Origin of the sequence: Xanthomonas cissicola, from assembly GCF_008801575.1 — a bacterium.
GTDB classification, from domain to species: domain Bacteria; phylum Pseudomonadota; class Gammaproteobacteria; order Xanthomonadales; family Xanthomonadaceae; genus Xanthomonas; species Xanthomonas cissicola.
This window is the reverse complement of record NZ_VZPL01000113.1, coordinates 1-7,156: the sequence shown is the minus strand read 5'-3', so window position 1 is coordinate 7,156 and position 7,156 is coordinate 1. Positions and strand designations below refer to the sequence as shown.

General features: G+C 64.7%; 6 protein-coding genes and 2 pseudogenes. 4 read left to right on the top strand and 4 right to left on the bottom strand.

The features are described from left to right. Positions 1-118: pseudogene (locus F7R02_RS23425) on the top strand (IS5-like element ISCARN85 family transposase); the annotation flags it as partial. A gap of 519 nt (positions 119-637) precedes the next feature. Here F7R02_RS23425 and F7R02_RS23420 read toward each other — a convergent pair. Next, complete coding sequence (locus F7R02_RS23420; RefSeq protein ID WP_172397183.1) at positions 638-2,188, bottom strand: choice-of-anchor Q domain-containing protein; 1,551 nt, start codon at positions 2,186-2,188, stop codon at positions 638-640. 198 nt (positions 2,189-2,386) lie between these two features. Between F7R02_RS23420 and F7R02_RS23410 the strand changes: the two genes are divergently transcribed. Continuing rightward, positions 2,387-3,448 carry a pseudouridine synthase gene (locus F7R02_RS23410; protein ID WP_172397182.1) on the top strand — a complete coding sequence of 354 codons (1,062 nt, stop codon included), beginning with the start codon at positions 2,387-2,389 and terminating at the stop codon, positions 3,446-3,448. Between the two features lie 118 nt (positions 3,449-3,566). Beyond that, the gene (locus F7R02_RS23405; RefSeq protein WP_167521098.1) at positions 3,567-3,893 is read left to right on the top strand and encodes a hypothetical protein; all 327 of its coding nucleotides are present in this window, start codon (positions 3,567-3,569) and stop codon (positions 3,891-3,893) included. A 28-nt stretch (positions 3,894-3,921) separates the two neighbouring features. Here F7R02_RS23405 and F7R02_RS23400 read toward each other — a convergent pair whose 3' ends face one another. Further along, positions 3,922-4,353, bottom strand: a complete 432-nt coding sequence (locus tag F7R02_RS23400; protein ID WP_005922907.1) for a hypothetical protein — start codon at positions 4,351-4,353, stop codon at positions 3,922-3,924. A 315-nt stretch (positions 4,354-4,668) separates the two neighbouring features. On the opposite strand from F7R02_RS23400, the gene F7R02_RS23395 reads away from it, so the two are divergent. Beyond that, positions 4,669-5,067 (top strand): antitoxin Xre/MbcA/ParS toxin-binding domain-containing protein, encoded by a 399-nt coding sequence (locus tag F7R02_RS23395; protein ID WP_004429277.1) that lies wholly within the window; start codon positions 4,669-4,671, stop codon positions 5,065-5,067. Positions 5,068-5,170: 103 nt separating this feature from the next. On the opposite strand, the gene F7R02_RS23390 is transcribed toward F7R02_RS23395, so the two are convergent. Then, complete coding sequence (locus F7R02_RS23390) at positions 5,171-6,790, bottom strand: alpha/beta hydrolase (RefSeq protein WP_139370850.1); 1,620 nt, start codon at positions 6,788-6,790, stop codon at positions 5,171-5,173. Between the two features lie 113 nt (positions 6,791-6,903). After that, positions 6,904-7,156, bottom strand: a pseudogene (locus F7R02_RS23385) (integrase core domain-containing protein); the annotation flags it as partial.

Genomic DNA, 7,156 nt, shown 5'->3' with positions numbered 1-7,156 from the left:
ACTGTTCCGTCGCTTGAAAGGCTACCGCCGGATTTTCTCGCGCTTCGAGAAGCTGGATGTCATGTTCCTTGGATTCCTCAGCTTCGTCCTAGTCGTTGATGGGCTTCGGATGTGTTAACAGGCCCTAGTGAAACCCGCTCTGCTTCTTTCTGCGTCCCATGCAAGAACCCCCGTTCCAGGTTCGAACATAACCGCTGAAACGTGCGTTGTCAGCAAGCGAACGATGCTATTGCGGTCTGTAGCCCATTAAATTTCGGGACGACGCGCTTCAGCGCAAACGGCTTACCCAATGCCAATGCTTGAGTTCGCTCGCATCAGTTCAGCGCAATTTGTGCAGATACCCGCGGGGGTGTGCGCTAACGGATGAATGAAGTCGCAAACCTCACAGGCAGTCTGGGAACCAATCGGTGGCTCCATACTCCGTAGCCATCTTTGCCAATGAGATGCACATGCTTATTCGTTGGGCGAGCAGAAGCCAAGCCTATGCGCGAGGCATTTGTGGCCAAAACCGATCAATGTGGATGTGGCCTTGAACCGCGCCGCAATTACCGCTTGATTGCGCGACCAAGCGGGCTTCTTAGCCCGCTCGGCCACACAACGCGCGTCCTCGCCAGAGGACAAGGACGCGCAGTGCGACTTACTTGATTTCCACCGCACCCACGTCGCAGACCGCGGTATCACGCGCAACACCACGCTGGTCGATAGTGCGACAGCCGCTGCCGAGGTTGCGGACCGGGCTGTTGGCAGCCGGCAACTGGGTGAGCGTGGGGCCGCCATTGGTGGCCGGTGCGCCCAGTAGCGGGTCGGTGGCGCGTGCCAGGCCGGCGGTGAGGCAACTATGGAACAAGCCGCCCGCAGCGGAGTACTCGATCAGGTTGTTGCCGGTGCTGCTCTGGTCGCTGCAGAAGGTGCGCTCGGTCTTGGAGTAGAAGATGCTGTTGCGGATGTCGAAGCCGCTGCCGAACAACGTCGACCCTGGCGTGTTCTCGGCGAAGGTGACGTTGTTGAAGCGCACCGTGGTCTTGCCCTGGTCGCCATTGGATGGCTGCCAACCCACATGCTGGATCGCCGCGCCCACACCCTTTGCATAGTTGCCATAGAAGGTGCTGTTGCTGACGTTGCAGGACGGGCCGTAGCAGTCCATGTACAAGGCACCGGCGTTGCTCTTTTCGGCGCGGTTGGAGATGAAGCTGGTTTCTTCGACGTTGATGATGCCCGGCGTCGTGATGGTGGTGCCGGAGTGTGTGGTATCGCCGAAACCCAGGCTGATGCGCGCACCGCCGGCCGGGCCGCCATAGGCGATGTTGTTGGCGAAGGTGGAGTAGCGCACGTCGATGGTGTCCGGTGCATACGCCCACAACGTGGCGCCGCCGCCGCTGTTGGCCGCGCTGTTGTTGCGCACCACCGTGCCGCACACCGAGAGCGTGGCGCCACCGGCGGTGGCGTTGAGGTAGCCGGCGAGCGAGGCGCCGTCGGTGTCGATCGCGCCGCTGTTGCCGAACTGGTCGGCATCCGGGAAGCCGGCCGGCGCATTGATGGCCTGGTTGCCGACAAATTCGGAATTGACGATGGTCAGACGGCTGAGCTGCGTGTAGAGCGCGCCGCCCAGCCATGAGGTGTTCTTGGAGAACGAGCTCTTGACGATAGTCACGTCGGTATCGCTGCCGGCGAAAATGGCACCACCCCCAATGCTGCTGCGGTTGCTCAGGAACTGGCTGTTGATCACTTCCAGCTTGCCGCGGTAGCTGACCTTGATCGCGCCGCCACCCCAGGTGCCGGGCGCGTACTGCGTGTTGGACGGCGGCTGCACGGAGCTGCCGTTCTGCAGTTTGAGATTGCGCACCGACAGCGCATTGCCGTTCTGCACCTGGAAGATACGCGCGGCCTGGCGGCCATCCAGGGTGATCTTGCCCTGACCATCGATCACCGTTGGCGTGCTGGCACTGATGTTGATGGTCTGGTTGACGGCGATGCTGGCCGCACGCGTGCCGCAGTTGAAGGTGACATAGCCACCTTGCGCCACCGCAGTGGCGAGTGCGCTGGCGGTACAACTGGCGGCCGTGCCGTTGCCGACCACCACGCCGGCATTGGAGTGCGCCCACGGCTGCGGCGTGGTGCACTGCGCCACCGATGGCACGGCAGCGATGGCTGCACTGGTGGTGATCAGGGCAAGAAGCCCTGCCGTCACGACGGTGGCATGAAGTGTCGAACGCATGGTGATGTTCCTGCTTGGAGAAAGGGATCGAAGGGGAGTCCGTTGCCCACACGCAACGTCAACGGGTGATGACAGATGTGTTGCAAGCCGGAGCGTCGCTACCAAGGCGTGGCATGGTGCGCGATCACACGCATCGCGATGCCAACCTAAGTTCCAGAACACCACGCGTCGATGCGGCGCCATCGCGTGGCCGCACATCGCTTCGCGCATGCGGAAGCTGGCCACTGCAGCGATCGACCGATGCTGCAGTGCTGCATGCAATCGCCCGCTGCATGCAATGCGTTGCCGCATCGCGCGTTACCATGCTGCACTCTCGATCCTGTCGCGATCTCGGCAATGCCCGATGCACCCCGCACCCACGATGGCACGCCGGCCAGCCGCTTCCAGCTGCCTGCCGGCCCGTGGGTCTCGGTCTTCGAGGCGCTGTGCGCGTGTTTTCCGGCGATCGCGGCCGAGCGTTGGCGCGACCGCTTCGCACGCGGCCTGGTGCGCGATGCCAACGACCAGGCCCTGGCGTTGTCAGCGCCGTATCGCGTGGGTGCGGACATCCGCTATTTCCGCGAGGTCGCCGATGAGCCGGTGATTCCGTACGTCGAGACCGTGGTGCATGCCGACGCGCAGTTGGTGGTAGCCTGCAAGCCGCACTTCTTGCCGGTGGCACCCGCCGGTGCATACGTGCGCGAGACGCTGCTGACGCGACTGGTGCGGCGGCTGGACAATCCGGCGCTGGTGCCATTGCACCGCATCGATCGCGAAACCGCGGGGCTGGTGCTGTTCTCGGCCAATCCTGCCACGCGCGGGATCTATCAGGCCTTGTTTCGGCAACGGCGCATCCGCAAGCACTACCTGGCGGTGGCACCACCGCTGCCACAGCTGAGGTTTCCGCATGTGCACCGCAGCCTGTTGGAGCCGGGCGAGCCGTTCTTCCGCATGCACGAGGGCGTGGGCGAAGCGAACAGCGAGACGGTGATCGAGGTGGTCGCACGCAACGCAGACACCTGGACGTATCGGCTGGAGCCGGTGACCGGGCGCAAGCATCAGTTGCGTGTGCACATGGCCGCGCTGGGCACGCCGATCCTGCACGACCGGTTTTATCCCGCCCTGGAAGCGCAGCGGCCCGACGACCCGGGACGCCCGCTGCAGCTGTTCGCGCATACATTGGCGTTCGATGACCCGATTACCGGTGAGCCGCGGCGCTTCACCGCCACGACCGAACCGACAAAATCGGCGTGAGACGCGCGCGCCTGCTTCGCTAAGAAATCAGACGAAATATCTGGTTTTCAGATATCCGAAAAAGCGCGCTACGGTGGCCTTGCGGACATCCCGTCCGCTCACGTCGAGGACGGACGCCATGACTGCTCCGAAAGCCCCTGCAACCCACAGCCGGCACCATGCTCGGGCACCATTGCACGCAGAACCCTTCACCTTCGGCGTGACCCTGCAGCAGATCGACCGCTTCCACACACTGCTGCGCACGATCACCGCGCACAGCGACATGGTGGCGGTCTGCAGCGGCAAGTCACTGGACGCCACCAGCCTCTCGGTGCTTGGCGAGAGCATCTTCAATGCCGCCCGTGCGGTGCGCGGTGTGGTCGATGAGATTTACGAACAGCGGCTCGGCGGCGATGGCCCGGCCGATGCAGCCGATGCGCGCGTGCAGCGGGGCGCCAGGGCCTGACTGGGCGCCGCGTGCAATCGCGTCGGCCTCAACGCACCTTGTACAACACCGCCGCACCCGGCCTGGGTTCGAACATCGGCACGGTCTGCTGCGTGAGCGCGCTGCCCTTGGCGTCCCACACCAGGGTGTCGGTGGGGTAGTCGTCCTTGCGGGTCATGCTGTCGATCTGTTTGGCGATGACGGTGGATCCGGCTTTCACTTCCGGGTTCCAGGCGAACACGCCCAGGCGGCCGTAGAACACGGCCGGTGCTGCGGCGTCCAGGCGACGGTCTGGGCACATGACCAGGCCGCGTTCCAGCATCACGCGCAGCGCGCCGACCGGGACGGCCTTGACGGTGGGTGTGGTGCGTTCGGTGCTGTGGCCGGGGCAGACATTGGCCGAGCGGGTGAGCATGTCTTCGACCACCTGACGGTCGGACTGCGCCAGCGCCGGCAGCGCGGCGGTGGACAGGGCAAGCATGGCAAGGGTGGGTTTCCAGGGCATCTGACAACTCCTCATGGGGTGAGACTCCAACACTGCAGCCATTCACGTGCAGGCTGTTGCCAGTGACGCGCCCGGATGCTAGCAACCCCTGCGTTAAGCGCCGAGAAGGCGGGTGAGGGCGACGCCGTGCAGGCGATGCCCTGGCCCTGCGCGTGCAGTCCATGCCCGGCCGCCGCGCCGCGCTGCATGACGCAACGGCCGCTGACGCGCCTGGCGGCTGTCAGGAGTCTCCCGATTGAGCGGTAGCAGCGGCCCGGTTAGCGTGCGCGCACGTACTCAGCTGGACAACCCATGGAACGCGCCGATCTCATCGCAGCAGTGTTGACCGGCATGCGGCGCGCCGAAGATTTTCGCGCGCAGGGCTCGCTCTACAGCACCGCGCACAGCGAGCAGATGCAGGTGGACCATGGCAACGCGGCCGACGCCGAACTGGTGCTGTCGATGTTTGCGTTCACCCCCGAACACCTCAAGTTGCTTGGCACCGCCGGCATCGAAAACCTGGGCGAAATCGTCTGCCACGCATGGGCGTTGAACGGTGGCAATAACGAGGGGCTGATCCGCTGGTTTCGCCAACCGATGAATGCCCTCGACGGCCAGACGCCTGCAGCGATGGTGCGTGGCGGGCGCATCCAGGTGCTGCTGCTGGTGCTGCGCCAGCAGGTGGAATGGGAATTGCCGCGCTCTGCCTGATGCCCGACCGACAATGCCGCGCATGCGATCTGGTAGGCGCGGTGCGGTTGCGGCAGGCGGTGCACGCACGTAGCGCTGCATGCAACCCGGTGATCTCAGCCGCTCACCGCTTCGGTCGCGCCACTGCGTACATCTCTGCGGCAATCTTCTTCATCAGCGCGTCGTTGTCATCGCCCTCGGTGTAGAGATCGAAGTGGGTGCGGCCTTCCAGATAGCGGAAATCGCTCCTGGCGCCCAGGCCATCCAGCACCGCCTGGAATTGATGCGCCGCGCCATCCAGGTAGAACGTATCGGCGGTGCCGACGATCAGATGGATCTTGCCGTCCAGATCCGGCTTGAGCGTGGGCCATTGCGCGGCCACGCGCGCGGAAATGTCGTAGTGGGTACGCCAGTAGGCCACCACGGCCGGGTCCACCTTGCCGGTGTCGCGGTCGAACATCGGCAGCGGGCGGCCGTCGGCGCCGCGCGGCGAAAAGACCCACTCGAACGAGGTGAGCTGCCCGCCGTACGGGCCGAGCACGCGTTCGAGCTTGGCGAAGGTTTCCAGATCGGCCAGCACCTTGCCGTGGTCGCGGATCAGCGGAAACTGGCTGCCATCGGCGCGACGGTAGACGTTGGCATTGGGCGCGTACAAGTTCGGGCCGGTGAAGTCGCGGAAATCGCTGGAATCCGGCGAGGTAGACCACGTGCCGCCGAATAGTTTGGGGTAGCGCGTCTGCAACCACAGCGTGGCCCAGCCACCGGACGAATGCCCGTTCAAGAAGCGGCCGCTGGCCTTGCCGTCCATCTTGTACTGGCGCTCGAGCGCCGGAATCAGCTCTTCGGTGAGCGCAGTGCCCCACGGGCCGTTATTGACCGAATCGGCGAACTCGTGGGTGCCGGTGGGCGTGGACTGATCCAGGAAGACCCAGATCATCGGCGGTATCTGCTTGGCCGCCATCAGGCTCCAGGTGGATGCAATGCTGCCGGCGAAGCGGTTGTAGTTACCGCCGAAGCCATGCGTGACATACACGGTGGGATAGCGCGTGGCGGCCTTGGCGTTGTAGCCGGGCGGCGTCAGCACGCGGGCGCGCAGCGACACCGGCCGGCCCCAGAACGCGCTGAGCGAGGTGCTCACCATCGAGGCATCGGCGCTATGCAGCCTGGCTTCGGGCACCGCATCGCGCACCGCCTGCGGCGCACGTGGCGAGACCTGCCACGGATCGTCCGAGACCGGCACCTGCTTGCTCAAGGTCAGCGCCGGCAGCGGCTTGCCCTTGGCCAATGTCACGGCGGTGACCTCGCTCAGCAGATCGCCGCCGTCGCGGCCGCTGTAGCCATAGCTGCCATCCGGGTCGAGCACGGCCTGGAACAGATAATCGCCGGCCGGCAGCGCAGAAAACCCGCGCGGGAAGGCGATATTGTCCAGATCGATCTGGACGCTGCCGCCGGGTGCCAGCGCGGTGACATCCTGCGCGGCCACCGCCACTGCGGTGGGGCGGAAGGGATTCATATTCACCTCGTCCACCTTGCCGTCTTTCCCGCTTTGTTTGGCCTGCGCCTGGGCATCCTTGGCCAGGGTGGCGAACACCAACAGGCGGCCCGACGTGGCCTGGTCGGTCGCCCCGCCCAGGGTGACGCGTAGCAGACGATGCGCCGGCGCCGGCTCGGTGGCGTGTACGGCACAGGCGCACAGCAGGCCAACGGCCAGGCCCAGGCGCGGGGCAAGACGATGCAGGGACATGCAGATCCTTGGAAGCGGATGGGTGGGGTGGGCTTGGTGGCCCTGTGCGGACTGTAGCCAGTTTCCAGGACGCTGCGCGCCCTGTGGGCGAGGTGAGGTCGTAAGCTCCCCCGTCAAGCAGGCACTTTAAAAGTAGAGCTTTCGGCGTACTTGTTGCGGTACTCGACCGGGGTCATTCCGCCGAGCGAATCATGGGATCTTGCTTGGTTGTAGTCGATCATCCACCAGTGGGCGGCTTCGCGCACCTCGTCGAGGCAGGCGAAGAGATTCAGGTCGAGCACTTCCTCGCGGAACGTACGATTGAAGCGCTCAATGAAGGCATTCTGATTTGGCTTTCCCGGCTGGATGTACTGTAGTGCGACGCCA